Genomic DNA, 26,005 nt, shown 5'->3' with positions numbered 1-26,005 from the left:
GACAAAATAAACCATCGTATAATCCGGCTCGATTGATATGAAGGTGTCACCCATGTGACCGGTCAATGTTGTTACCCATGTGACCGGTTCATACACGGTGAATTCCCTTAGCACGTTCACCGCAGCGGGGATAATAGAGTAGCAGTGGACTCATAGTGAACGGAACGATTCCACTGCTGTTTTATATACATTCGTTTCTGGGGATGACTCAATCCCGAGATAGTAGATCACTCTTTAATATCAACTTCTTCAATTTTACTTTCACGACGCAGGGTGAGCGTAGAGCCCATTGACGCGGCGATGATCGCCAGCAGCGCCAGGGTCTGGGTGCCCGTTAACGTCTCGCCAAGAAAGATCATCCCGGACACGGCGGCAAGCGCAGGTTCGAGGCTCATTAACGTGCCGAAGGTGCGGGTCGGCATGCGGGTCAGGGCAATCATTTCCAGAGAGTAAGGCAGCGCGGTCGAGAGAATCGCAATCCCCAGTCCCAGAGGCAGAATCGACCATTGCCACAGCACGTCACCGGCTTGCAAAGCACCAATCGGCACGAAAACTACCGCCGCAATCAATGAGCCCATCGCCACCGTCGCCGGGCCATGTTCTTCACCTGCGCGTTGCCCGGTGAGGATATAAACCGCCCAACAAGCCCCCGCGCCCAACGCCAGCGCCGCGCCGGTTAAATCGACGTGGGCAATATTTTGCCCCAGCGGCAGCAGGAACCAGAGGCCGAGCACGGCCAGTGCGACCCATAAAAAATCGACAGGGCGGCGGGAACCGAACAGCGCGACGGCCAAAGGCCCGGTGAACTCCAGGGCGACCGCCACACCAAGTGGGATGCGCTGAATAGAGAGATAAAAGAGGTAGTTCATTGCGCCAAGCGACAGGCCGTACAACAGCAACGGCACACGCTGTTCCGCAGTGAACCGTAAACGCCAGGGCTTAAAGACGCAGACCAAAATCAGCGTGCCCAGCGCCAGACGCAGCGCGGTGACACCGGGTGCACCAACTAAAGGAAAAAGGGATTTCGCCAGCGCCGCACCGCTTTGTATCGAACACATGGCAATGAGGATTACAACGATCGGCAGCCAGACCGGCATCTTACGGGATGACCCAGGCATCCTTTCTCCTGTCAATTTTTGTCAAAGGAAGTAAAACAGGCAGTGTAAATGAATTACCCCTTTGCGGTTTAGGTATTGTTGAAAAAAAGCAACAAAAAGGGCCGTACAATAAAGTTCAGTTGATGGCGAAAAATACTGTCAATTTAAGAATAATCTGGATGAATGCGCCATCCAATGAGCGCAATAATGACCAAATCTGCGAGGAAACTGCTGATTTTCAAAAGGGAATATCTACGATGGAAACGTTTAGTTACATGAAGACCCCCTTAGACAACGTGAATCGCAAAGAGTTTCTTAACAAGTTTTGGTATATTTAAAACTTACGGATTTACTTGAAGCACATTTGAGGTGGTTATGAAAAAAATTGCATGTCTTTCAGCACTGGCCCTGGTTCTGGCCGCATCCGCAGGTACTGCAGTCGCTGCAACCTCTACCGTTACTGGCGGTTACGCTCAGAGCGATATGCAGGGCGAAGCGAACAAAGCGGGCGGTTTCAACCTGAAATACCGTTACGAGCAAGATAACAACCCACTGGGTGTTATCGGTTCCTTCACTTACACCGAGAAAAACCGTAGTGAAGACGGCGTGTATAACAAAGGTCAGTACTACGGTATCACCGCAGGTCCTGCTTACCGCATCAACGACTGGGCAAGCATCTACGGTGTCGTCGGTGTTGGCTACGGTAAATTCCAGGCTAACGACCTGCCAGGCAGCAAATCCGACATGAGCGACTACGGTTTCTCTTACGGTGCAGGTATGCAGTTCAACCCAATCGAAAACGTAGCGCTGGACTTCTCCTACGAGCAGTCTCGCATTCGTAACGTTGACGTTGGCACCTGGATCGCCGGTGTTGGTTACCGTTTCTAATCACTTCGGTGATAATAAAAAATCCGCCCCAGGGCGGATTTTTTTTGTCTGTAGATTGGCGTGGGCAACGATTTTGTAGGCCGGGTAAGCGCAGCGTCACCCGGCAAATCTCTTGAATTAATGCGTTCCTGTTGAGAACACATCCGTCCCGAGATGATCGTATTCCACTTTTTGTAACTGGAAGTTAGTAACGTACACCGGGCCCGCTTTCTGATTGGAAACAAAGCGGTACGGCGTAGCAATTTCCTGCGCCTGGATCCCTGTCCACTGCGAGAAGAAGCTGAGGAAATCGTTGGCTGAACGCCGCGCCTTAATAATGCGATGCGCTTTGTCGTCACTCGATAACACTAAGAACGGTACCTGGAAGTTCTGCTGGAACTTATCGTCGTGCGCCAGATACTGCACCGCTTTGCCTCGTTCTTTGAAGGCCAGACCATGGTCGGAGAAATAAACCAGCGAGAAGCTATCTCCGGCATTGCGTAACTGATCGTAGAGCTTGCTCAGCAACTGATCGGTTTGCGTCATGGTATAGAGGTAACAGGACGTCTCTTTTGACTGTACAAAATCCGTGTATTTACCCTGAGTTCTGTCGCAGGCCTGCGGATGCGATCCCATCAGATGCAGTACAATCAACTGCGGCTGAGTACGTTCGGTCGCCAGCACCTGGGCTGTCATTTTTAACAGTTCTTCATCGCGGGTATTTTTATCCGCTTCAAAATCGCCGTTTTTCAGGAAATGCACTTCGTCGGCACGTTTGGCGATACTGGCGATAGCCGTATCGTATTCACCAATTTGCCCCTGATTAGAGAACCACCAGGTCTGGAAGCCCGCGCGGTTCGCCAGCGTCACAAAGTTGTTTTGATATTGTGGCTTGCCATCCACCACGTGGTTGAGGGTCAGGCCGAGTGATTTTTGCGTCGAGCCGCTCGCGGAGACATAGTTGGTGAACAGGTAACCATTGACCTGGCTTTCAAACGGGGTGTTATCCCAATGACCGCCGAAGGCACCCATCGCGTCCCGGCGTGCGCTTTCGCCAATCACCACCACGTAAGTGTGATATTTCGGTTTGACCGCCACCACATTCCAGGTGTCTTTTTGGTTTGAGAATTCGGCCAGCCGCGCTTGTTCTTCCAGTACCTGCTGGTTGCTTATCACCACATCATGCACAAAGCGCGCGACGGGATAGCCCACTTTAGTGATGCGGAACACGCCATCCCAGGCAATCTCCTGAACCGGGCGGACGAAAATCATGCCGACGGCAAACAGCAGACACAGAATATCGATTTTGCCCCAGGCGCGTTTTTCTTCCTTTTTACGGCGAATGGCGATGACGCCGAGCGCGAAAATAAACAGCGAAATAAAGTAGCTGTACCATGGGAAAATGGTCAGGATTTCCGTCGATTCCTCGGCATTGGTGGAGTGCAGCGCCAGCAAGGTATTAAAGTTCGGCGCGCCGTAAGCCTGGCCAAACGGATAATAGAAAGCGGAAATAAGCGAAATAATCCCAAGCAGCACTTTCTGCGTGCGAGGTGCGGCACGCCATACCACATGCAGTACGCAGGTGAAGGCGATGGCATACAGCAGGCTGAAAGGGTATCCCAGCGCCAGATTAATTAGCAGTGATTGTAAAAAGTAAAATCCGGTCCATGGGTTAAGCGCCAGACCACGCGCGGCCAGCGATTCTTTCAGCGTTACATTCATAGGTCACAATCAAAAAGCCGCCATGTGCGTCCCCTGGCGTCAAAGGGTAAAACCTGCTGTGCAGTGCGTGAAGAAAGGGTTCAACGAGGCGCAAGATCCGCAGGGATGCCAGAAGATAAATTTGATGAATGAGTACGTCAACTACTCATAACAAATTGTTTTGCGAAGACGATTACAAATCCGGAAAAAAGAAGGGGGTTTTTAGGCCAATCGGCCAGTCTGACAGGGTTTGATGACAGTAAAATGAAGCGGCGTACCGCGACGCCGCATTCAGTGAGTGGGTTTGTCCTGCTGCGGTTTGCCGTTGAAAATGTCACACAGCATGTTAATCAGCATCAGACGGACTTTAAAAGGAGAATGGGTAAACACGTTTAAACACCTCTTGAGTTCGTTCATCTTGACCTCCTGAACTTTCCGCACCTTCGTTCCGTGAAGGATGTTCGTATTACATACAGATATAGCACAGGCTATATTGTATAGCTATTGCTAAAACGTTAATTTTTTGTGCCGGGCTCACGATCCTATACAATGGACGCATCTTTATCTGATGCTGTGACGCGTCACCTCGAAGAGGAAGCCCCATGAGTCGTCGCCCGGGAAAACCAGGAATAAAAAAAGTGACGCAGTTAGTGAATGTCGAAGAACACGTTGAAGGATTTCGTCAGGTGCGGGAAGCGCATCGCCGGGAGCTTATTGATGATTATGTGGAGCTTATCTCCGATCTGATCCGCGAAGTCGGGGAAGCCCGTCAGGTGGATATGGCTGCGCGGCTGGGCGTATCTCAGCCAACGGTGGCCAAAATGCTCAAACGACTTGTGGGCGTTGGGCTGATCCAGCAGATCCCCTGGCGCGGAGTATTTTTGACACCGGAAGGGGAAAAGCTGGCACAGGAAACCCGCGAGCGGCATCAAATCGTGGAAAACTTCCTGCTGGCTATTGGCGTAAGCCAGGACATTGCCCGCCGTGATGCTGAAGGGATGGAACACCATGTCAGCGAAGAAACGCTGGAACGCTTCCGACAGTTTACTCTTGAGGCGGGATTTCACGCTGAATGAACCTCCCTTTTCTGCGGTCGCTGCTGAGTGACCGCTTCTTACATCTGCTGATTGTTATCGGCGCTATCCTCTGTTTTTTTGTTCCCTTTCAGCCCAGGGCCTGGCCTGCGGCGATTGACTGGCACACAATCATTACCCTGAGTGGCTTAATGCTGCTGACCAAAGGCGTGGAGCAGAGCGGTTATTTTGATGTGCTGGGCCGCAAAATGGCGCGGCGCTTTGTGACTGAACGGCAATTAGCCCTCTTTATGGTATTAGCCGCGGCGCTGCTCTCAACTTTCCTGACCAACGATGTGGCGCTGTTTATCGTCGTGCCGCTGACGCTGACCCTCAAGAAGTGGTGCGCCATTCCGGTGAACCGGCTGATTATTTTTGAGGCGCTGGCGGTCAATGCCGGGTCGTTATTAACCCCGATTGGTAACCCGCAGAATATTTTGCTGTGGGGGCGTTCCGGGCTCTCTTTCCTTGATTTTAGCTGGCAGATGGCGCCGCTGGCTCTGGCGATGATGCTGACGCTTCTGGCGCTGTGCTGGTTCTGTTTCCCTGCGAACACGTTGCATTACCAAAGTGGCGACCGTACACCTGGCTGGAAACCTAAACTGGTCTGGAGCTGCCTGGCGTTTTATCTGGTGTTCCTGCTGAGCCTGGAATTTCATCAGGAGTTATGGGGGCTTGCCATTCTCGCGGCGGGCTTCCTGCTGCTGGAACGGCGGGTGGTGATAAACGTCGACTGGACGCTGCTGCTGGTGTTTATGGCGATGTTTATCGACGTCCATCTGATGACGCAGTTGCCGGTCTTGCATCACGCGTTGAACGGCGTGGCCGGGTTGTCAGACGGTGGGCTGTGGCTGACAGCGATCGGCTTATCGCAGGTGATCAGTAACGTGCCGTCGACTATCTTGCTTATCAACTATGTCCCGCCTTCCATACTGCTCGCCTGGGCGGTTAACGTTGGCGGATTCGGCCTGTTGCCCGGGTCGCTCGCCAACCTGATTGCGCTGCGAATGGCGAATGACAAGCGAATCTGGTGGCGTTTCCATCTCTATTCCCTCCCTATGTTGCTGTGGGCGGCGCTGGTCGGTTACGGGCTGTTGATAGTTGTCAGATAATGCTCATTTGTCAGGATTTCCTGGTAATTTCCTGGCAAATGGTAAGCAACGACCTAAGTTTAGTTAACGGCGAAACTGTTACGCCGTTAACCAACAGGACCGTTGCGACACTATGGCTGACACCCACGACATCCCTGAAAACGAACAAAACACCGACCCCAACGCTTCCCGCAAGCGACCCGGCAAAAAGCCCTTAATCATCCTTGGCGTAGTGGTCGTGGTGATGGTGGTGGTGGCCCTGATCTGGTGGTTCTTAACCCGCAATCAAGAAACCACTGACGATGCTTTCACCGATGGCAATGCGGTCACTGTCGCGCCCAAAGCGGCGGGTTACGTCACGGATTTAAAGGTGACCGATAACCAGCGAGTGAAGAAAGGCGATCTGCTGGTGGTTATCGATCCGCGAGACAACACTGCCCAACGCGATCAGGCGAAAGCCCAGTTAGGCTTGGCGGTTGCTCAGCTTCATCAGGCTCAGGCACAGCTGGATTTGTCGAAAGTGCAATACCCCGCGCAGCGCGATGAAGCCAGAGCTAATGTGTTGAAAGCGCAGGCTGACCTGGCCAATGCGGAAGCTGCCTATCGTCGCCAACGTGGGGTCGATCCTCGCGCCACCACTCAACAAAATATCGATTCGGCGAATGCTCAATTGCGCAGTGCACAGGCGGGATTAGCCAGCGCCAAAGCCCAACTTGAAGTGGCCGATCAGGTTCAGCTGCAAATTCGCCAACAGCAAACCAACGTCGAAGCACGCGAGCGTCAGGTTGATCAGGCCAGAGCTCAGCTTGAAACCGCAGAACTGAATCTTTCTTATACCGAAGTGCGAGCCCCATTTGATGGCTTTGTCACGAAGCGTAATGTGCAAAATGGCACGCTGGTACAGGCAGGCACTGCACTGTTTTCGCTGGTTTCAACGGATGTCTGGGTGACCGCCAACTTTAAAGAGTCTCAACTGGAACGCATGAAGCCCGGCAACAAAGTGACGGTATCGGTCGATGCGTGGCCGGATATGGCGCTGGAAGGGCATGTCGACAGCATCCAGCAGGGCAGTGGGTCGAAGTTCTCGGCGTTCCCGGCGGAAAACGCGACCGGCAACTTTGTGAAAATCGTCCAGCGCGTGCCGGTGAAAATCGTCATCGATAAAGGGCTGGATGCGAATCATCCGCTACCACTCGGCTTGTCCGTTGTCCCGAAGGTCACAGTGGAATGACCGAGTCCAGCCATGAAAACTGGCAGCCTGCCAGTAATCCGTGGGCGGTGGCGATTGTCGTCACCCTGGCGGTGTTTATGGAAATTCTCGACACCACCATCGTCAACGTGGCGCTGCCGCATGTCGCGGGGTCGCTCTCGGCAAGCTATGACGAATCCACCTGGGTGCTGACCAGTTACCTGGTCGCCAACGGCATCGTGCTGCCCATTTCTGCCTTTCTGAGCCGCCTGCTAGGGCGTAAGCAGTTCTTCATCATTTGCATCGTGATGTTCACCATTTGCTCGTTTCTGTGTGGGATAGCCACCGAGCTGTGGCAGATCATTCTGTTTCGCGTCATGCAGGGCTTTTTCGGTGGCGGCTTACAGCCCACTCAGCAGTCAGTTTTACTCGATTATTTTAAGCCGGAAGACCGTGGCAAAGCGTTTGGCCTGTCGTCGATTGCGATCATCGTCGCGCCCGTGATGGGGCCGACGCTTGGCGGCTGGATAACCGACAGTTACTCCTGGCGCTGGGTGTTCTTTATCAACATTCCGGTCGGCATTTTGACGGTGCTGGCGGTGTATCAGCTGCTGGAAGACCCGCCGTGGGAGAAAAAAGCCGAAGGGAAAGCGAGCATCGACTGGACGGGTATCGGGCTTATCGCGCTCGGCCTTGGTTGTTTGCAGGTGATGCTGGACCGCGGTGAAGACGATGACTGGTTCCACTCCAATTTCATCATCACGTTTGCGGTGTTAACGCTCATCGGCATTGTCGGCGCGATTTACTGGCTTCTCTACGCCCGTAAACCGGTGGTGGATTTACGCTGCATGGCGGACAAAAACTTTGCCGTCTCCTGTCTGCTGATGGCGGGGATGGCGATGATTTTGTATGGCAGTTCCGTGGTTATCCCGCAGCTCGCTCAGCAGGATTTGGGCTACACCGCCACCTGGTCGGGGCTGGTGATGTCGCCCGGTGCGGTACTGATTGTCCTGACAATCCCGCTGGTGCTGAAACTGATGCCGATTGTGCAGACTCGCTGGATAATCGCCTTCGGTTTTACGCTGCTGGCGGTCTCTTTTTACTGGTCGCGAAACTTAACGCCCGCCATCGATTTTGAAACGCTGGTGCTGTTCCGCTGCGCGCAGTCGTTGGGGCTGGGGTTCTTGTTTGTGCCGCTCACTACCATTGCGTTCATCTCCATTCCGCGCCGCTTGAACGCGGATGCTGCCGCGTTGTTCACCATGTTCCGCAACGTGGCGGGGTCTGTGGGCATCTCGCTGTCTACCGCGGCGTTGACCGAAAGGGCGCAAACGCACAGCTCGCACCTGGCCTATCACGCCACGCCGTTGAACGAGCCGTTCCAGTTGACGTTGAAACAAATCGCGCAAGCCATTCGCGATTTCACCACTCAGGTTGGCGATCCCCTGAGCCTCGCCAGCGGACAACTGTACAAAGAGATGATCGCCCAGGCGCGATTCCTCGCCTATGTCGACGTTTTCACGATTCTGAGCGTGGTCGCGCTCTGCCTGATCCCGTTCTGTTTACTGCTCTCGCCCGTCAGGAGTGAAGGCAACGCAGGAGCACACTAACAATGCAAAAAACTTCGCCTTATCTCCTGATCCTGTTTCTGACTGGCTGCGCCGTTGGGCCAGATTATCAGCCGCCGCAGCCCAAAACGCCGACGCACTGGAACGATCCGGGGGATAAAACCGCTCAGTCGCAAACGGCAACCCAGGCGGTGAATACTCGCTGGTGGACGACCTTCAATTCGTCGGAGCTCAACAGCCTGATTGAACGGGCGATCATCGGCAATCTTTCCTTGCAGCAGACGGCGCTGCGCATTGCCGGAGCGCGTGAGCAGCTTAATCAGGCCAACGGGGCTTTCTTCCCGTCAGTGAACGGTTCGCTTCAGGCCACACGCCAGCAGTTAGGCATTGAAGGGGAGCTGAAATCACACGGTGTTTACGACCAGATAGACAGCGTGGATCCGGATTTGAAAGGGGCGCTTCAGCCGCTGACGCAGCCGATTAATCTCTATCAGGGCAGTTTTGATGCCCAGTGGGAGCTCGATTTGTGGGGCAAAGTGCGCCGTCAGACAGAGGCCGCTGCGGCGCAACAGCAGGCGGCGATAGAGCAACGCAACGATGCACTGGTGTCACTTGAAGCAGAAGTGGCGCGAGCGTGGCTACAACTGCGAGGCACGCAGAGCATTATGGCGACGATGAATACCCAGATTGCCAGTGCGCAGGAAACGCTGGAGCTGACCGAGAGCCGCCAGAAGGGTGGATTGTCGCCCCAGATGGATGTGGAAAATGCCCGTGCGCAATTAGGCAATCTGGAAGCCCAGCTCCCGCAATACGAAGCGCAAGAGCGCCAGGCGATGAATGCGCTGGCTATCCTGCTCGGCAAACCGCCTGGTGCGCTGGATAACGAACTCAGCACGCCACAGCCGCTGCCCAATCTGCCTGATGTGGTGCAAACCGGTATCCCTTCTACGCTGGCACGCCGCCGTCCTGACGTGCGTGAAGCGGAGGCCAATCTGCATGCAGCAACGGCGCAAATTGGCGTGTCGGTGGCGGAGTTGTTCCCGAGCCTGACGCTCAATGGTCAGTTTGGGCTGCGTAACAGCGAAACTAACTGGCTGACCGACTGGAGCAGCCATTTCTACAGCGTCGGCCCACAGATTTCGATTCCGATTTTCCAGGGCGGTCGGCTGGTGTCGAGCGTCAAACTGGCCCGAGCGCAGCAGGGTGCGCAGGTGTTGCAATATCGCCAGACGGTGCTGACAGCGCTCGGCGATGTGGAGAATGCGCTGGTGAGCTATCGCAGCGACCAGAAGCAGGAACAGGCATTACAGAAGACCATTGATGCGCTGCAAAGTGCATTCAGCCTCGCCAGCAGCAGCTACAAACAAGGGCTGGCAACGTTCATCGATGTGCTCGATGCTCAGCGACAACTGGCGCAGGCGAAGCAGCAACACGCGCAGGCGCAGGTCCAAAGCCGAATAGATTTGGTGGCGCTGTACAAAGCGCTCGGCGGTGGTTGGGAAACTTACCAGAACGTTTATCTACCGGACTACTCCGTCTTTGGTGACGCACCGCGCGGGTGAGTTTCGCAGGATTGGGCAAGAAACAGGCAGGAACGCCCCATTCGCCGTTTCGCGAAGCTGGCTAGTCTTTATACGAGTCAACATTCACGAAATTCATCCCTTGAGGAGGCGGTTATGCGTTACCAGAAATTAGGCAATACCGGATTGTTTGTCTCTGAACTGTGCCTTGGCACCATGACCTTTGGCGGCGAAGGCGGCATGTGGGGCAAAATCGGCCAGCTACAACAGGCCGACGCTGAGCGGCTGGTGGGCAGCGCGCTGGATGCAGGCATCAACTTTATCGATACCGCGAATGTTTATTCCGAAGGGCGTTCGGAAGAGATAACCGGACAAGCGCTAAAGAACCTTAAAGTGCCGCGTGAAAACGTGGTAGTGGCCACCAAAGTATTTGGCGAAACCGGCACTGCTGGCGTGAATTCCCGCGGCAGCTCGCGGTATCACATCATCAACAGCGTGAAGGAAAGCCTGCGCAGGATGCAGCTCGATCATATCGATTTGTATCAACTGCACGGTTTTGATCCGGCCACGCCGATTGAAGAAACGTTATACGCGCTGGACAACCTGGTGCAGCACGGGCATGTGCGTTACATCGGCGTGTCTAACTGGTCAGCCTGGCAAATCATGAAGGCGCTGGGGATCTCTGACAAACTGGGCTTGTCTCGTTTCGCGTCATTGCAGGCGTATTACACCATCGCCGGGCGCGACCTGGAACGTGAACTGGTGCCGATGATGCGCAGCGAAGGTGTTGGGCTAATGGTCTGGAGTCCGCTGGCAGGCGGTTTCCTGAGCGGTAAATACGGTCGCGACGGGCAGAATGAAGCGGGTAGCCGTCGTCTGGAGTTTGATTTCCCACCGGTCGATAAAGAGCGTGGTTTCGACTGCATCGACGTGATGCGCAATATCGCCGAAAGCAAAGGCGTGTCGGTGGCACAAATCGCGCTGGCGTGGCTGTTGCATCAGCCTGTGGTGAGCAGCGTGATTATTGGCGCGAAACGCCCGGATCAACTGGCGGATAACATTGCTGCCACTGAAATTCGCCTCACCGAGGAAGAACTGAAACAGCTGGACGCCGTCAGTGCGTTGCCACGTGAATATCCTGGCTGGATGCTGGAGCGTCAGGGCGAGTATCGCCGTAATCAGTTGAAAGGGTAATTCTGTGTTGCCGGGTTAATTGTCGGGCTAATTGTCGGGTGGCGCTGCGCTGACCCGACCTACAAAACCCTCCGTTTGAACTTAACAAGGCCGGATAAGCGTTAGTGCCATCCGGCTTTTTTACGTCCATTTTTCCGGTTCTGCTCACAAAAACAACACAACCCTTTTGCCTGATTTGTCATTTCGCTCTATATGACTAGTCATGAAATTTAAATGACTAGTCATATAGACGGAGAGCGACAATGAACACACTGGCGAAAGGCTTTTTATGGGGTAACTCGGTGTCCAGCATGCAGACCGAAGGCGCATGGAATGAGGGCGGCAAAGGGAAATCGGTGTATGACATTCGCGAGCCGAGCGAATTTGCCTCTGACTGGAAAGTGGCCACAGACTCCTATCACCGTTTCGAAGAAGACTTTGATTTGATGAAGGATTTGGGGATGAACTGCTATCGCTTCCAGATTTCCTGGAGCCGCGTTTGTCCGATGGGTGATGGCGAATTTAATCAGGAAGGCATCGACTTCTACCACCGTTTTATCGACGGCCTGATTGAGCGCGGCATCGAACCGATGATTTGCCTCTATCACTTCGACATGCCACTGGCACTGGCAGAAGAGTACAACGGTTTTAACGACCGTCGCGTGCTTGACGCGTTTGTCCGCTACGGCAAAAAGATGATCGACTGCTATGGCGACAAGGTGAAGTACTGGCTGACCTTCAACGAGCAGAACATCTTCCACATGCCGATTGCGTTCCGTATTTCTGGCTACATGCGTGGCGAAGAAACCCTGCGCGAGCTGTATGAAATTCAGCATCACACCATGGTGGCGCATGTTCAGTTGACGAAATATCTGCACGACACTAAGCCCGGCAAACTGATGGGCGGCATGTTAGCGCATCAACTGGTTTACCCGGCAACCTGTAAGCCTCGCGACATTTTCTGTGCGCAACAGCATGACGAATTCCTCAATCAAAACCTGCTGCGCGTGTATGCCGGGCAGGGCTACAGCCCGGAAGTGATGGCGGTGGTCAAACGTGAAGGTTTCGAAGATATCTATCGCGAAGACGATCTGGCGCTTATCAACAGCAACAAAAACGACTACATGGCTTTCAGCTACTACGCCAGCCGTACGCTCGACACCGACCCGATCCCGGCAGGCACGCCGGTGAACTACTACATGAAATACGGCGACAAAGATAACCCGTATCTGAAAGCCACCGAATGGAACTGGCAGATTGATCCGCTGGGCTTCCGCACCATTATCACGCAGTACTACAACAACTGGCGTCTGCCGGTGTTCCCGATTGAAAACGGCATTGGCGTGATTGAGCAGTGGGACGGCGAAAACATGATTGCCGATGACTACCGCATTGCCTATCACCGCGACCATATCAACGCCATGAAAGAGGCCATTTTTGAAGATGGCGCAGACGTGATCGGCTATCTCGGTTGGGGGCTTATCGACATTCTCAGCTCGCAGGGCGATATGCGTAAGCGCTACGGCGTGGTGTACGTAAACCGCGAAAATCACGATCTGAAAGATCTGAAGCGTGTGCCGAAGAAAAGCTACGCGTGGTTGAAAAAGGCAATCCATAGCAACGGCGAAGAGATGTAACGCCTGCGCGAAATCGGGTTTTCCTCTCATGCACTCCGGTTGCATGAGAGGAACTGTTGGGGTGAGTCAAAAAAAGGTCTGTGCACATGTCTGATAACGTTTCATCCAATATGCAGTCTTTTACCGATCGCTTCGTGGAGTTTTCGGCGCGCATTGCAAACCAGGTTCACCTGCGTTCGCTGCGCGACGCGTTCGCCGGAGTCATGCCGATTTTCATCCTGGCAGGGCTCGCGGTACTGGTGAACAACGTCGTGTTTCCCTGGGTATTAGACGGAGATACGCTGGTGCGATTTAAGGTGTGGGGCGATGCCATTATCAACGGGACGCTGAACATTGCGGCTTTGTTGATAGCACCGATGATCGCGTGGTCGCTGGCGCGGAATAAAAACTTTACTAACCCGGTTTCGGCCGTCGTTATTGCTCTCAGCAGTTTTATTATCATGATGCCGATGACCGTCGATTTGGTGCCGGTGGGGGGCAAAACCACGGTCAGCCTGACTTCGGTGCTGACGTTTGCCAATATCGGCACCACCGGCATTTTTGCTGGCGTCATTATTGGTCTGCTGGCAACGGAGTTGTTTATCCGTATCGCGCAGTACAAGCGGCTGGAGATCAACCTGGGCGATAACGTTCCGCCTGCGGTCAGCCAGTCTTTCTCTTCGTTGCTGCCAACAATCATCACTTTGTCGATCTTCGCGATACTGGCGGCGCTGCTGAAAAACCTGCTGCATACCGACTTGATACATCTGATCATCACGCTGATTCAGCAGCCACTGCGGTTGATCAATACCAGCCTGCCGGGCACGATTTTTATCTACAGTTTCGGCAATTTCCTGTTCACGCTGGGTATCCATCAGGCGGTGGTGAATAGCGTTATTCTGGAACCGTTCCTGCTAATCAACACCAATGAAAACATGCTGGCGTTTGCTGCCGGGCAGCCAATCCCACATATCATCAACAACATTTTTGTCCCCACGTTTGGCATGGTGGGCGGCACCGGGAGCACCATTTCTCTGCTGATTGCTATTTTCCTGTTTTCACGGCAGAAAGCGTCGAAACAAGTGGCTCGTCTGGCCATCACGCCGGGGCTGTTTAACATCAACGAGCCGGTTATCTTCGGGCTGCCGATTGTGTTTAACATCCCGCTGATGATCCCGTTTGTGCTGCTGCCTGCCATCGGCATCTTCTTCGCGTGGCTTTGCACCACCTTGGGTTTGATGTCGCGCTGCGTGGTGATGATCCCCTGGACAACACCGCCTGTGCTCAGTGCGTGGCTGGCCACCGCCGGGGACTGGAGAGCGGTGGTGGTTCAGTTGATAATCATCATCTTTGGTGTATTCTTCTACCTGCCTTTCCTCAAGATTGCAGAGCGAGTGGCCTTAAAAAACAGTGGGATAGCAGACTAAGTAAGGATGGATGGGCAATGGCGGCGAAGTATCTAAATATCGCGCGGGAAATCAAGAAGCGCATCATCAGCCAGCGGTATCCAGCCAGTTCGCCGTTGCCCGATCAGTTCGCCCTCGCGGCGGAATTTCAGACCAGCAGGATGACCATTCAGCAGGCCATGCGCCAGCTGATTGTCGAAGGGCTCATCTATACGCGTCAGGGGCAGGGGACGTTTGTTCGTAAAAACTTCCTGCAACTTTCGCAATGGGATTTGCCGGGCAGCGACTACTTTGGTGCGACGAAAACCTGGGAACATCTGGGCAAAGTAAGCAGTCAGGTCGTACGCTTTGAGCTCCGTTTCCCGACCGAGAAAGAACAATCGTCACTGCTGATTAACGCGGATGCGCCAGTGTACGATTTCGTCCGTTTGCGGTTGCTCAATGACGAGCCGATGTCGCTCGATGCGACGGTGATGCCGGTAAGCCTGGTGCCGGGTCTCAATAAAACGCATCTGGAAAGTTCAGTGTTTCAGTATGTGGAAACGCTGGGGCTGAAAATTATGGGGTCGTATCGCGTGGTGCGTGCCATCAAACCGGGTGAGCTGGAACAACAGCATCTGGTGTGTGAAGCCAGCGATCCGGTGCTGGAAGTGGAGCAGGTTATCTATCTGGAAGACGGTACGCCGCTGGAATATGCCCACTGCCATTACCGTTACGATCACGGCGGGATTGTGATTGTGAACAACGGCTAATCAAACGCAGAAATAAAAAAAGCGGGTTATCAAAACCCGCTTTTTTTGTGCTCGCAGAAGCTATCAGTTCAGACGAACTGGCATCCCGGAACGATCCTGAACAGCCTGATCGACCACGCTGGTGTCAACGTCAGCCTGGGTTGTTACAGCCTGAACAGATTTGGTCAGTGTGATTGGCACAATCTCGCCACCGTTGAACTGTGCATCGGTTGTGGACAGCGGGTTGTGAACTTCAATGTAACGGCTGCCATCTGGCTCAGTGGTTGCTTTCACTGGTTCATCGATGAACTGGACGCGCGTGCCGACTGGCACGTTCTGGAACAGGAACTTGATGTCTTCGTTACGCAGACGCACACAACCGTGGCTCACGCGCAGGCCGATACCGAAGTTGGCGTTGGTGCCGTGAATGGCATACAGACGACCGATATACAGCGCGTACAGGCCCATCGGGTTGTCCGGGCCAGCTGGAACAACGGCTGGCAGCGGGTTGCCTGCGGCGATGTATTCCGCGTGCATTTTCGCGGTTGGCGTCCATGTTGGACCCGCTTTCTTACGTTCAACTTTAGTGGTCCAGTTGATTGGCGTGTCTTTACCTAACTGGCCGATACCAATGGGCAGCACGATAACGGTATTGGTGCCCGCAGGGTAGTAGTACAGACGCATTTCGGCGCTGTTAATCACGATACCTTCGTGCGGGGTGTCCGGCAGGATCAGCTGCTGCGGGATGTTCAGCACGGTACCGCCTTTCGGCAGATACACGTCAACACCCGGGTTGGCTTCGGTCATGTTGGACAGACCCATCTGATACTGTGCTGCGAAGTACTCCAGCGGCTGCTTATTGTCATCAGGGATGGTGACGACCTGGTTCTGACCAATCAGACGGCTACCGTCGGTTGGCAGCGGGTAAGTCACAGCAGATGCAGTCTTGCAAAAGCCCATAACGGCAAACGCTGCCGCGAAAAGCGTAGTTAATTTCATTTTCATGTTTTGCGAAATATCGTTGCCGCGCAGGCTGTTGTTGGAGAAATGTAACTCGTAATGGGAGCGCATTATATGTGCATTCGGGGCAACAGGGAAATCGGATGTGGACGAAATCACATTTTTTTCACTGTTGCCGCTGAGGCTGACCGTAGAGTCATTCAACGCACAGGGCGATTTTAATTCATAATTGTGGCAAAATAGGCTGTTTGTCACATCTTTCAGGATACGCTCGTGTTAACTACCAGCAACGTCACCATGCAGTTCGGCAGTAAGCCGCTGTTCGAAAACATCTCCGTCAAATTTGGCGGCGGCAACCGTTACGGCCTGATTGGCGCCAACGGAAGCGGTAAATCTACCTTTATGAAAATCCTGGGCGGCGATTTAGAGCCAACCCTGGGTAACGTTTCCCTCGATCCTAACGAGCGCATCGGTAAGCTGCGCCAGGATCAGTTCGCCTTCGAAGCGTTTTCTGTGCTCGACACCGTTATTATGGGTCACGCCGAACTCTGGGAAGTGAAGCAAGAGCGCGATCGCATTTACGCCCTGCCGGAAATGAGCGAAGAAGAGGGCTACAAAGTTGCCGACCTCGAAGTCGCCTATGGCGAAATGGATGGTTACTCTGCGGAATCACGCGCGGGCGAACTGCTGCTCGGCGTAGGCATTCCTGTCGAACAACATTACGGCCCGATGAGCGAAGTGGCTCCAGGCTGGAAACTGCGTGTGCTTCTGGCACAGGCGCTGTTCTCCAATCCAGATATCCTGCTGCTCGATGAACCGACGAACAACCTGGACATCGACACCATCCGCTGGCTGGAAAGCGTGCTCAACGAGCGCAACAGCACCATGATCATCATCTCGCACGACCGTCACTTCCTGAACATGGTCTGCACCCACATGGCCGACCTCGACTACGGCGAGCTGCGCGTCTACCCGGGTAACTATGATGAATACATGACGGCAGCGACCCAGGCGCGTGAACGTCTGCTGGCCGACAACGCCAAGAAGAAAGCGCAAATTGCTGACCTGCAGTCCTTCGTCAGCCGCTTCAGCGCCAACGCCTCTAAATCCCGTCAGGCAACCTCTCGTGCTCGCCAGATTGATAAAATCAAACTGGACGAAGTGAAAGCTTCCAGCCGCCAGAACCCGTTCATCCGCTTCGAGCAGGACAAGAAACTGTTCCGTAACGCGCTGGAAGTGGAAAAACTCACCAAAGGCTTCGACAACGGTCCGCTGTTCAAGGGCGTGAATCTGTTGCTGGAAGTGGGCGAGAAGCTGGCGATCCTGGGGACCAACGGTATCGGTAAATCAACCATGCTGAAAACGCTGGTGGGTGCACTCGAAGCCGACAGCGGTAGCGTGAAATGGTCTGAAAACGCGAAAATTGGTTACTACGCGCAGGATCACGAATACGAATTCGAAAACGATCTCACCGTCTTTGAGTGGATGAGCCAGTGGAAACAGGAAGGGGACGACGAACAAGTGGTTCGCAGCTTCCTCGGCCGTCTGCTGTTCAGCCAGGACGACATCAAAAAGCCAGCCAAAGTGCTTTCCGGTGGTGAAAAAGGGCGCATGCTGTTCGGCAAGCTGATGATGGAAAAACCGAACATTCTGGTGATGGACGAACCGACCAACCACCTGGATATGGAATCCATCGAATCCCTTAACATGGCACTGGAAATGTATCAGGGCACCCTGATTTTCGTTTCCCACGACCGTGAGTTCGTCTCTTCGCTGGCGACCCGTGTGATTGAGATTACGCCAGAGCGCGTGATCGACTTCAGCGGCAACTACGAAGATTATCTGCGCAGTAAAGGCATCGACGGCTAATTCCCGTCGTCTTTCACGCTGCAACTGTGTTGGCTAAAACCCCGGTCACTGACTCAACTCGGTGACCGGGGTTTTCTTTTGATGCTCATTTTTTAAACCTTTCTGCAACAGCGACTCAACCCCATATTTTCCCCATTTTTCCTGCACAATTCTGTGAAGAAATAGCGGCTGAATTTTCGCTTGCAGGAGGGGCTATGAGAGAGTTTTCGTTTTATTCCGGCGCGACTGAATCCGCCCTCTACCGGTATCACGTTCGGGAAACCGGGCAGGTTTACTCTGTGACGATAATACTCATTCAGGGCGACGAGCCAGAGCGGGTGATCGGCAGCAAAGTGCTGCGCAATATTACCCCCAATGAGGTTATCCGTGAGTGTCTGTCGCATTGTCGACGCTGTAGCGGGCAGGACAAATCCCGGCAGCGAACGGCGTGGTTAACCGGTCTGCGCAATTGGGCTATTTGCAGTATGGCGGTGCTGGCTTTTATCCGGCTGATGATCGTCAAAAGCTGAAACTCAACGGAGCAAAGAGGTGCGGCCATGATAATTGTTCTGACCCTGCTGAATCTGGTGCTTTACTGTGTCTTGATTGGCTTTCTGATTGCGGCGGTATAAAGACGGGCGGGGCGGATTTTCATCGTCAGTCGTCCGCAAGCCAGGGTCACTGTTACGTTCTCGCTCAGCCATAAAAAACGCCATGTGTGGTTGCACATGGCGTATTTGGATACCAACTGCCGAAAATAGCGGCTTAGTTCACGGCCCACTCACTGGCGGCAACGCCGTTAATCAGCAACTGGCGTTTTTCACCTGCTGGCAGCGTAACCTTCAGGGTTTTCCACGCTGGACGATAATCGCCACGCGGGTTCACTTTCAGGTTGATGGTGCTACCATCGCAGGTCATTTCCCACTCCAGCCACAGGGCTTTGCCGTCTTTGTAGCCCCAGGTTTCGCCGTCATCTTCAAACAGCAGGCCTTTGTCGCTACCCACGCCTTTCAGCGGGAACAGTTTCAGCTCGCGGTTGACGTCGGCTTCAGGCTTAACGTGCTTGATGCGGTCGCTCAGTGGCAAACCCGCACCCGCGCGAACCAGCAACGGCAGTTTTTCCAGCGGTGCATCGATGACGATGTTCTGGCCGCCAGAGAACCACTCGCCGGTATAGAAATCATACCAGCCGGTTTCGTTAGCAGGCAGCCACACAGGACGCTGGCGCTGGCCTTGCTCCACTACGCTTGCGACCAGTAAATCGCGGCCCAGCAGGAAGTCATCACATTCGGCGAAAGTCTGCTCATCGTGCTCGTGGTCGAGGAAGGTTGGGCGCAGCATCGGCTCATCGTCTGCATGCGCCTGCCACAGCAGGGTGTACAGATACGGCATCAGGCGGTAACGCAGTTCAATGGCGCCCCGGATGCACGGCGTGATAGCCGGGTACATCCACGGTTCGTTGACCGTGTGATCGTCATTCCACGAGTGAATGGTAAAGCGAGGATGCATCACGCCATTCTGTACCCAACGGACGAACAGTTCCGCATCAGGCTTATCGCCAGAGAAACCGCCAACATCGTGGCCCACGTTAAACAGGCCAGACAGGCTCATGCCCACGCCCATACGGGTGTTGTAGCGTAACGTGTCCCAGTTAGTGCGGTTATCACCGCTCCAGGTCTGAACGTAGCGCTGCATCCCGGCACAGCCTGAACGGGAAATCAGGTACGGGCGTTTTTCTGGCGCAAAACGTTGCTGAGCTTCCATGGAAGCACGCATCATCAGCAGCGGCATCACAGGGCGCACGTGCTTAATCGCAATCTCTTTGCCGAAACCATAGCAGCGAGCTTCGCCATCCCACACTTCGTATTCGTTATTGTCGTTCCAGGTGGAATCGATGCCCATTTCCAGCAACTGGGTCGTCACGCCTTCCTGCCACCAGGCCACAGTCGCCGGGTTGGTGAAGTCCAGATGCGAACCTTCGTCATCCCAGAACACGGAACGCTCTGGCGCATTGACCTCAGAATCACGGACAAACAGGCCTTTCTCTGCCACTTCGTTATAACGAGGATGATCCTGCAACAGGCACGGCTTGATGTTCGCCGCCAGTTTCAGACCGGCATCGTGGAAGGCTTGGCTCATCACCTTCGGCTGCGGCACTTTGTCGTAGTTCCAGTTGAACACATAACGCTTGCCGTTGATGGAGGTGTAACCGGAAGAGAGCTGGAACGAATCGCAAGGGATCGCATGCTCATCGGCCAGACGAATAAAGTTCATCAGCTGATTTTGCGCGTCCGGCGCATCGGTGTAGTGCATGGTGGAACCGCTGTAACCCAGGCTCCACTTCGGCCCGAACAGCGTTTTCCCGGTCAGGCGTACGAAGGATTTGGTGATATCCAGCACGCGCTTGCCAGTGAACAGGTAGTAGTCGATATCACCGGCTTCAGCCTGCCAGCGACGGTAAGCGGTGTGGTAGTTATCCAGCTCGTTACCCAGATCCAGCCAGCTGCTGCTCAGGTTGTCGTAGAACAGGCCAACGCTGATGTCATCGCGGCGAGTGATGGTAAACGGAATGTGCTTATAGAGCGGATCGGTGCTGACCGCGTTATAGCCCATTGCATCCAGGTTGCGCATTTCAAAGCGTTTGCCGGTACGTTGCAGGTCGCCCGCTTTTTCACCCAGCCCATAGAAACGCTCATCTTTCTGGCGTTTCAGGTAGTGCGCCACGCCATCACCATGAGCGTTCACCAGATAGGCGCTGGTTGGGCGGTCGCCGGTCAGATACTGCCATTCACCGGCTTCATTCTTGTAATGCCATTCCAGCCACAGCGGCTGGTGAACGGTCACACGCAGCTGTGAAGTGCTGATAGTCAGACGATCGTCTTGCTTATCCAGCGTCCAGGCCGGCAGGCTGAAACCACTCAGGTCTTCACGTGAACGACCTTCCCACGGCACGTCCTGGTCTGGCGCAATGCTCCAGGTTTTGTCGAGAGCCAGTTTCCCCTGGCGTTTGAGCAGCACGCGGAACAGATTTTCTTCCAGCATGTACAGGCACAGGGTGTGTTGCCCGTCGACCTTCAGTTCGACGTGATGGGCGGTTTGCGTTTCAAAAGTCCAGTGTTTAAGCGTCTTCATAACAGTCGTCCACTATCTATCAGGCGCGCTTAGCGCGACGTTCAGCAATAAATGCAACCAGGAATACCGCGCCAATCAGGTCAAAGAAGCCCATGGCGACGAACAGCGGGTTAAAGCCAATTTTGTCGGCCGTTACCCCAATAATCAGAGAAAACAGGAAGCTTGCGATCCACGCCGCAGAGCCGCGCATGCCGTTAACGGTCGCCATCTGGCCTTTGTCGAAGGACTCCACCACCAGGGCGCTCAGCATGCAGGAGATGATTTGGTGACCGAAGCCGCCGATGGAAATCAGGGCAATGGCCACATACGGGTTGTTGGTGAACACCATTGCTGCCAGGGAAAGCATCAGGAATGCGCCGCTGACGGAAGAGGCAATGATTGAGTTCACACGGGTGCAGCCAAAGAGGCGCACATACAGTTTGGTGAGGTAACCACTTGCCACGCTACCCAGGTCAGCGGCCAGGAACGGCAGCCAGGCGAAGAGGGCGATTTGTTTCAGGTCCATGCCGTAGGCTTTGGCGAGATACAGCGGCACCCAGAAGCTCATGACTGCCCAGGCGGGCTCCGCCATAAAGGCCGGGATGGCGATGCCGTAAAAACGCTTATTCTTGCCAATGGTACGCAGCGCGGTGAAGAAAGGCAGTTTGACTGGTGGCGCTTCGTTGTCCTGGTTGATGAAAGCCAGTTCTTCTTTGCTCAGGTTCGGGTGTTTGTCCGGGTTGTGGTAGAAAGTCCACCACAGCGCGACCCACACCAGTGCCAGGAAGCCGGTGAACATGAACGCACCCTGCCAGCCGAAAGAGGCGTGAGCAAAGTAAATGATAGGCGGAGCCAGCATTGCCCCAATCGAGAAACCGACACCGGCCCAGCCAGCAGCAATCGGGCGTTCAGATTTCGGGAACCATTCGCCAATGGTTTTGGCGTTAGCGGGCGTTGCGGCCGCTTCGGAAGCCCCCATCCCAAAACGCAGCAGCGCCATATGCAGCCAGCTCCCTGCGCCAGCATGAGCGATACAGGCGACAGCCCACAAGATGGCACAAATCATAAACCCGAGTTTCAGGCCGATAACGTCAATTAACCAACCACAAATGGGCTGGAAGATCGTATAGGCAAGCTGGAAGGCGCCCACAATCCATGAATACTGTTCTGTGGTAATGCCGAGCTCGGTTTTGAGCTCAGGCGCGAGGATGCCCAGAGAGTTGCGTGTAATGTAGTTGACGGTGACGCCGAGTAAGAACAGCACCAGCACCCACCAGCGCAAATTTTTCACCACGCGGCGCGATTTGCTGGCTGTCATATCGTTATTAATACCTTGGCTCATAGAAATCTCCACAAGACGGTTTGTAGGGGGAAATGTGACCCACTCATTCCGTGAGTTGTTACACCAATTTTTTATTTAACTGAAATTTAACGGTTTTATTGTTGTAGTCTTCCAGATAACTAGTATGGAAGTTGTCAGGCCAATTTAGGGTAGGCCAGAAAAATGGCTGACAATAGTCCGTTTTGTGAAAGTTTTTTCATGGTGTGGCGGGTTTCAAGCGAAAGGTCACATTTACCCCTTTAGGGACAGGGTATATTACTCATGAAAATTCTTTCATTTTCGAAATGGAGGTAGATCACAAAATGGATAAAAAGCTTAAAATCGCGGAAATTGCCACCCGAACAGGCCTTTCCGCCAGTACCGTTTCCCGGGTGTTGGCTGGGAAAGCTAACACCAGTGAAAAGGCGCGCAACCAGGTGCTTTCCTGTGCACGCGAGCTGGGCGTTATGGAAGGCATCGCCGCCGGGCGCATGCTGCTGAACAGCCTGATTGTCTTTGCGCCGCAGCGAGCTTTTGATGAGCGATCGGACATCTTTTATTACCGTGTGATCCAAAGCATCAATAAAGCGCTTTCACCCCATGAAGTGCGGTTGCGCTACTGCGCGCTGGAGGAGAACGACAGCGACGCAAACCTCTTTCTGGCCCGTATGAACGAAAGTGAAACGCAGGCGGCTATTTTGCTCGGTATCGACGATACGCACATTCACGACCTGGCGGCTGACTTCGCCAAACCTTGTGTGCTCATCAACTGTCGCGATGAAAAAATGCGCCTGCCGTCGATTGCACCGGATCACCGGCTGATCGGCCAGTTCGCTGCCCGATACCTGTTTGATATGGGCCACCGCTCCGTGGTGAATGTCATGTGCCTGCGGCGCTACACGATGGAGTTAAGGCTGGTGGGTATTCGAGAGGCATGGAAGAACGGCAATCTGCGTTTTCAGGACAGCCGGGACTTGATAACCGTCCCCAGTTTCAGCGCCAAAGAAACTGAAGAAAACGTCGGTGCGTGGCTGGATGCGCGGGGCGAAAAACCACTGCCAACGGCTTTTTTGGTCGGTGGGGATTTCATGGCTGCCGGTACCATCAATGCCTTGCAGCAGCGCGGTTTACGCGTGCCACAGGATGTGTCGGTGATGAGCATTGACGGTTTTAATCTGGCCGCTATTCAGGATGTGCCGTTGACGGCGGTTCATGTTCCGCGTGACGAGCTGGGCGTTGAGGCGGTGCAAATGCTGCAACAAAGGTTGATTCGCCCTGAAGGACCTTGCGGAAGCTTGCTTTTACATGGTCAGTTGGCGGTGAGGGAATCCGTACGGCGGATACGTCCTGGAACACGACGCACCGCCGTAGAAAGGGAAGGGTTGTACGACGATTAAACCGGCATGCCCAACGCGCGTTTGCCGTGGTCGTTGAGGTCGTCAAGCGTGAAGCGGTCTTGCCAGCTGGCTTCGTAATCTTCACGCGGGAAGTCGCCCGGAGAAGCCCCTTTTTCGAGCGCCACTTTGACTTTCTGCGCGTACGCCAGATTCTTCTCGCACAACGGTGCGGCAGGGATATACATCACGTTGCCCCAGCCTTGCTGCTCAGTCACGGGGGCCACCGAGTGAATAACATCGCAATGCCACCACACCGAATCTCCCGCATTCAGCGCAGGAATGGAAGTCAGCGCTTTCATTAACAGCGGATGCCACTGCTCAGAAATCGGCAGAACGCGCCCCGGCGCAACACCACACAGTTCATCTTCCGGTACGTCGTCCAGCAGAGGACGAAGCAGGATATAGGCCATCGCTTCCGGGATGGGCACTACGTGGAGCAAGCCCTGATGCGGGATCATTTCCGAGAGTGCCGTCCAGCCCTGGAAGGTGCGGAATACGGAACATTTGGTGGTGTTATCGACGGTGTACTCTTCCACTTCTGTGCGATGCGCCGCATCCCACGGATCAAAGCGGGTGAAATCGCCGTTAAAGACACTGGCGAAAACCTGCTGATAGGCAGGCAGCAGCCAGCGTTCCAGTGCGCCGGAATCGGTATGCGCACCCAGCCCTTTTGAAGTGGTTCCCGGTGGGCGACGACGAATACGATCCGGGTAAATGACGCTCACATCGGGATCAAACCACTGCTTTCCGTCACTTTCGAAACGCCACAGACGGTTCAGGAATGACTGTACGCTAGCCATTTCGTGACTCTGACGCGCCTGCATTTGCGCCTGTGACCAGTAGATCGGGTAGATCTCCGGGCGTGAAGCACTCAGCGTGCCGAAGAAGTTATCACCCGGGCCTTTGTACACCTCATCGAAATGGTTACGGTCGAGATAATCCAGCATTGAGCGATCCCAGCCCAGCGCCTGCTCGCTTGAGAAATGACCTTTGATCACCGCACAGCCGCGGCGTTTGATCTCTTCACGCTGAGCCTCAGTGACGCGACCAGCCGACAGTTCAGCATAATCAATCACAGGCCAGACCGGTTTGCCTGCTGCTTTCAAAGCATCAATTTCAGCGACGCGAGATGCAATATGCGCGCTGAGTTTGTCGAACACGGCCTGCACATCGCCAATCTGCGCTCGCAGCGCTTTTTTCATTTCACGGATAGCCGTTTTGTGGTCGGCGGGCAGGGTTTCATGGGTAAAGGTAAGCGTCATGGTGGACCTCTCAATCTTTCATTCGAAAGTAATTAAACTTACAAGTGATACTTTAAGTTAAAAAACGGTTAATGCAAGTTAAAAAAATGAGGTGGTTCACAAGCTGAGGAAAAAGAGAAGGGCAAGGCCGGAGCGAGCGCCCCGGCAGAAGATCAGAGATCGAACGGAGAAGCGTTATCCAGCACGGCCTGAATGACGTTCAGTGCGCCATCATGGTTGTTATCGTCAGTCTGGTAGCGGGCAATCGCTTTGATGCTGTCGGCAGCGTTCGCCATCGCAAACGAGTATTTCACCAGCTTCAGCATTTCAGCGTCGTTCCCACTGTCGCCAATGCCCACGCACTCCTGCGGCGAGACTTGCCAGTTTTTCAGCAGGCGGCTGATGCCGTTGGCTTTGTGCAGGCCAGGGATAATCAAATCAACAAAGCCAAAGCCGCTGGTGACAGGTTTCATGATGCCATCCAGAGAGACATGCAGCGCGTCAATCAACTGAGGGATTTCACTGTCAGGCAGGTTCAGCGAGAACTTGAAGATTTTGTCATCAATTTGCTGATAATCAGAGACCGGCTTCAGGCGGTGATAGTGCTTAGACATCAGTTTTACGAAGGCTTCCGGCGCTTTGTCACTGACATAAGCACTTTCCAGCCCGCAGGCCACGAAGTTGAGTTGCGGGTCTTTGAGCAATTCGCCGATCACGATTTGGGATTCATGACGCGTCAACTCGCCGTGAAACAATTCTTCGCCGTGCTGGTAAACCAAAGCCCCGTTCTCAGCGACGAAGGAGATCTGATCGCGGATGTCCGGGAAGAAGGAGATCAACTGGTAATACTGGTTGCCGCTGGCCACCACAAATTCAATACCACGCTGTTTAAGCTGCTGAAACTGCGCCATAAAGCGGTCTCGCGAGTACTGCTTGGCATCATTAAGGAAAGTTCCGTCCATATCTGTGACGATAACTTTAATGGTCATACATTGAGCTCCTGAATATTCCGGCAAACAGAAGCATTCTAGTGATAATGTGACGGGAACCACAAATTTATTTCATTCGAAACTAAAAACACTGCGGCAGCCCTTT

22 protein-coding genes are annotated in these 26,005 nt (G+C 54.0%); 14 read left to right on the top strand and 8 right to left on the bottom strand.

Translation table 11 applies throughout. The annotated features are described in order from the left end of the window. Positions 1-227: 227 nt before the first annotated feature. Positions 228-1,118 (bottom strand): threonine/homoserine exporter RhtA, encoded by an 891-nt coding sequence (rhtA, locus tag ACI2I2_RS06225; protein ID WP_404657104.1) that lies wholly within the window; start codon positions 1,116-1,118, stop codon positions 228-230. Here rhtA and ACI2I2_RS06220 point away from each other — a divergent pair. Continuing rightward, the gene (locus ACI2I2_RS06220) at positions 1,106-1,435 is read left to right on the top strand and encodes a hypothetical protein (RefSeq protein WP_404657103.1); all 330 of its coding nucleotides are present in this window, start codon (positions 1,106-1,108) and stop codon (positions 1,433-1,435) included. The genes rhtA and ACI2I2_RS06220 overlap by 13 nt on opposite strands. Before the next feature lie 37 nt (positions 1,436-1,472). Then, positions 1,473-1,985, top strand: coding sequence for an outer membrane protein OmpX (ompX, locus tag ACI2I2_RS06215; RefSeq protein WP_404657102.1), 513 nt, complete (start codon positions 1,473-1,475; stop codon positions 1,983-1,985). Positions 1,986-2,102: 117 nt separating this feature from the next. Here ompX and ACI2I2_RS06210 read toward each other — a convergent pair whose 3' ends face one another. Both ACI2I2_RS06210 and mntS read right to left on the bottom strand, forming a co-directional pair. Further along, entirely contained in the window at positions 2,103-3,686 is a 1,584-nt protein-coding gene (locus ACI2I2_RS06210; protein ID WP_404657101.1) for a sulfatase-like hydrolase/transferase, read from the bottom strand. Positions 3,687-3,956: 270 nt separating this feature from the next. Further along, positions 3,957-4,082 carry a manganase accumulation protein MntS gene (gene mntS, locus ACI2I2_RS06205; RefSeq protein WP_330983446.1) on the bottom strand — a complete coding sequence of 42 codons (126 nt, stop codon included), beginning with the start codon at positions 4,080-4,082 and terminating at the stop codon, positions 3,957-3,959. 185 nt (positions 4,083-4,267) lie between these two features. Between mntS and mntR the strand changes: the two genes are divergently transcribed. The 9 genes from mntR (at position 4,268) to ACI2I2_RS06160 (ending at position 15,053) form a co-directional block, all read left to right on the top strand. Then, positions 4,268-4,741: a manganese-binding transcriptional regulator MntR gene (gene mntR / locus ACI2I2_RS06200; protein ID WP_404657100.1), complete on the top strand. Its 474-nt coding sequence runs from the start codon at positions 4,268-4,270 to the stop codon at positions 4,739-4,741. Beyond that, entirely contained in the window at positions 4,738-5,850 is a 1,113-nt protein-coding gene (locus ACI2I2_RS06195; protein ID WP_404657099.1) for an anion transporter, read from the top strand. Before mntR ends, ACI2I2_RS06195 begins: the two co-directional genes overlap by 4 nt. 112 nt (positions 5,851-5,962) lie before the next feature. After that, the gene (locus ACI2I2_RS06190; protein ID WP_404657098.1) at positions 5,963-7,060 is read left to right on the top strand and encodes an HlyD family secretion protein; all 1,098 of its coding nucleotides are present in this window, start codon (positions 5,963-5,965) and stop codon (positions 7,058-7,060) included. Next, positions 7,057-8,628, top strand: a complete 1,572-nt coding sequence (locus tag ACI2I2_RS06185) for a DHA2 family efflux MFS transporter permease subunit (protein WP_404657097.1) — start codon at positions 7,057-7,059, stop codon at positions 8,626-8,628. Before ACI2I2_RS06190 ends, ACI2I2_RS06185 begins: the two co-directional genes overlap by 4 nt. A gap of 2 nt (positions 8,629-8,630) precedes the next feature. Continuing rightward, positions 8,631-10,148: an efflux transporter outer membrane subunit gene (locus tag ACI2I2_RS06180; protein ID WP_404657096.1), complete on the top strand. Its 1,518-nt coding sequence runs from the start codon at positions 8,631-8,633 to the stop codon at positions 10,146-10,148. Positions 10,149-10,262: 114 nt separating this feature from the next. Further along, positions 10,263-11,300, top strand: coding sequence for an aldo/keto reductase (locus ACI2I2_RS06175; protein WP_404657095.1), 1,038 nt, complete (start codon positions 10,263-10,265; stop codon positions 11,298-11,300). A gap of 242 nt (positions 11,301-11,542) precedes the next feature. Then, positions 11,543-12,916, top strand: coding sequence for a glycoside hydrolase family 1 protein (locus ACI2I2_RS06170; RefSeq protein ID WP_330983450.1), 1,374 nt, complete (start codon positions 11,543-11,545; stop codon positions 12,914-12,916). Positions 12,917-13,002: 86 nt separating this feature from the next. Beyond that, positions 13,003-14,322: a PTS transporter subunit EIIC gene (locus tag ACI2I2_RS06165; protein ID WP_330983451.1), complete on the top strand. Its 1,320-nt coding sequence runs from the start codon at positions 13,003-13,005 to the stop codon at positions 14,320-14,322. 17 nt (positions 14,323-14,339) lie between these two features. Next, positions 14,340-15,053 (top strand): GntR family transcriptional regulator, encoded by a 714-nt coding sequence (locus tag ACI2I2_RS06160; RefSeq protein ID WP_404657094.1) that lies wholly within the window; start codon positions 14,340-14,342, stop codon positions 15,051-15,053. Between the two features lie 63 nt (positions 15,054-15,116). Here ACI2I2_RS06160 and ldtB read toward each other — a convergent pair whose 3' ends face one another. Next, on the bottom strand, positions 15,117-16,037 hold the full coding sequence (gene ldtB / locus ACI2I2_RS06155; RefSeq protein ID WP_404657093.1) for a L,D-transpeptidase: 921 nt from the start codon (positions 16,035-16,037) through the stop codon (positions 15,117-15,119). Positions 16,038-16,265: 228 nt separating this feature from the next. Between ldtB and ACI2I2_RS06150 the strand changes: the two genes are divergently transcribed. Further along, a complete protein-coding gene (locus ACI2I2_RS06150) occupies positions 16,266-17,861 on the top strand; it encodes an ABC-F family ATPase (RefSeq protein ID WP_330983454.1) in 1,596 nt (531 codons plus the stop codon). Between the two features lie 194 nt (positions 17,862-18,055). Further along, positions 18,056-18,370: a hypothetical protein gene (locus tag ACI2I2_RS06145; RefSeq protein WP_404657092.1), complete on the top strand. Its 315-nt coding sequence runs from the start codon at positions 18,056-18,058 to the stop codon at positions 18,368-18,370. Positions 18,371-18,605: 235 nt separating this feature from the next. On the opposite strand, the gene ACI2I2_RS06140 is transcribed toward ACI2I2_RS06145, so the two are convergent. Both ACI2I2_RS06140 and ACI2I2_RS06135 read right to left on the bottom strand, forming a co-directional pair. After that, complete coding sequence (locus tag ACI2I2_RS06140; protein ID WP_404657091.1) at positions 18,606-20,972, bottom strand: TIM-barrel domain-containing protein; 2,367 nt, start codon at positions 20,970-20,972, stop codon at positions 18,606-18,608. A gap of 19 nt (positions 20,973-20,991) precedes the next feature. Next, positions 20,992-22,293: an MFS transporter gene (locus ACI2I2_RS06135; protein WP_330983456.1), complete on the bottom strand. Its 1,302-nt coding sequence runs from the start codon at positions 22,291-22,293 to the stop codon at positions 20,992-20,994. A gap of 284 nt (positions 22,294-22,577) precedes the next feature. On the opposite strand from ACI2I2_RS06135, the gene ACI2I2_RS06130 reads away from it, so the two are divergent. Then, positions 22,578-23,669 (top strand): LacI family DNA-binding transcriptional regulator, encoded by a 1,092-nt coding sequence (locus ACI2I2_RS06130; RefSeq protein WP_404657090.1) that lies wholly within the window; start codon positions 22,578-22,580, stop codon positions 23,667-23,669. Here the strand turns inward: ACI2I2_RS06130 and ACI2I2_RS06125 are convergent. Together ACI2I2_RS06125 and ACI2I2_RS06120 are read right to left on the bottom strand one after the other, a co-directional pair. Beyond that, positions 23,666-24,931, bottom strand: a complete 1,266-nt coding sequence (locus ACI2I2_RS06125; protein ID WP_404657089.1) for a DUF1479 domain-containing protein — start codon at positions 24,929-24,931, stop codon at positions 23,666-23,668. The two genes, ACI2I2_RS06130 and ACI2I2_RS06125, sit on opposite strands and share 4 nt — an antisense overlap. 152 nt (positions 24,932-25,083) lie before the next feature. Then, a complete protein-coding gene (locus ACI2I2_RS06120; protein ID WP_404657088.1) occupies positions 25,084-25,899 on the bottom strand; it encodes a Cof-type HAD-IIB family hydrolase in 816 nt (271 codons plus the stop codon). Between the last annotated feature and the right edge of the window lie 106 nt (positions 25,900-26,005).

This window comes from Scandinavium sp. NPDC088450, from assembly GCF_044900545.1.
GTDB lineage: Bacteria > Pseudomonadota > Gammaproteobacteria > Enterobacterales > Enterobacteriaceae > Scandinavium.
The sequence above is the reverse complement of the archived record's forward strand: the minus strand, read 5'-3'. Positions and strand labels throughout refer to the sequence as shown.